The sequence below is a fragment of the Oleiphilus sp. HI0043 genome (assembly GCF_001634935.1).
Genome location: NZ_LWEY01001815.1, coordinates 1 through 934 on the forward strand (window position 1 = coordinate 1; position 934 = coordinate 934).

Here is a 934-nt window from a genome sequence, read left to right on the forward strand (position 1 = left end):
CCAAATAACGACCCCGTAATAGACTGGATGATCGAAAGTGGGCGTAACCGTAACTTTGATATTCAAAGCTTCAGTAAGTATCAATTAAAAGAGATGCTCGAGTTTATCAAGGGGGGCGGTGAGGTTTGGTATGCTCCTGATCAGGATTTCGGTAAACGCTGTGACCTATTTGTTCCTTTCTTTGGTGTTAGTACGGGTTGTATCTCTACACCAAGTTGGATTGCGCGTGAAACGGGAGCGACTGTTTTGCATGTCGCACCGTTTAGGCTACCAAATGGTCAATATGAAGTCATTTTCTCACCCGTTTTTGAAGGTTTTGGTGAGGACCCGCAAAAGGATGCGCAGCTTTGGAATCAGGCGCTAGAGGCAGCAATTAAGCGTCATCCTGAACAATATCTATGGCAGCATAAGCGCTTCAAAACCCGTCCTGATGGAGAAGGGCCAGTTTATCAGTAGTTGCCGCTATGAATAGGTATTGTGGAGTTCTGCGTATTCAAAACAAAGCTCTAGCCAATTTCGTATGCCAGGGCTTAGGTATTTGTCCTTATGTGTGATGATATAAAATTTTCGTTTGAAATCTCTCTGTGGTGTTTTTAAGGCAATTAGCGATGAGCGTTTGAAAGCATCGTTTAAGGTAACTTTCGACAAACACCCAATCCCCATACCTGACTCTACTGCCCGTTTGATGGCTTCGGTATGTTGAAGTTCGAGTTCAATATTAAGTTCATGAAGCACTCCCTGCATTGCGTTATCGAATGCTTGCCGTGTTCCTGAACCTGCCTCTCTCAGAATCCATTTTGCTTTGCTTAGCTGTTGGTCACTAACGTATGAAAGCGTACTTAGCTCAGATTTCGGGTCGCAGAAGACCACTAACTCATCATCCATCCAAGGCCTAATGTTTAAGTCGGGGTGAGACACCTCGCCTTCGATTAGC

2 protein-coding genes are annotated in these 934 nt (G+C 44.6%); one reads left to right on the forward strand and one right to left on the reverse strand.

The window, feature by feature from the left end; translation table 11 throughout:
- Positions 1–456 (forward strand): lysophospholipid acyltransferase family protein (locus A3729_RS27960; RefSeq protein WP_197476199.1); only part of this gene is annotated, 456 nt, incomplete at its 5' end.
- A gap of 6 nt (positions 457–462) precedes the next feature.
- On the opposite strand, the gene A3729_RS27965 is transcribed toward A3729_RS27960, so the two are convergent.
- Positions 463–934, reverse strand: a 472-nt coding sequence (locus A3729_RS27965; protein WP_231877521.1) for a LysR substrate-binding domain-containing protein, incomplete at its 5' end; no start/stop codon positions are given.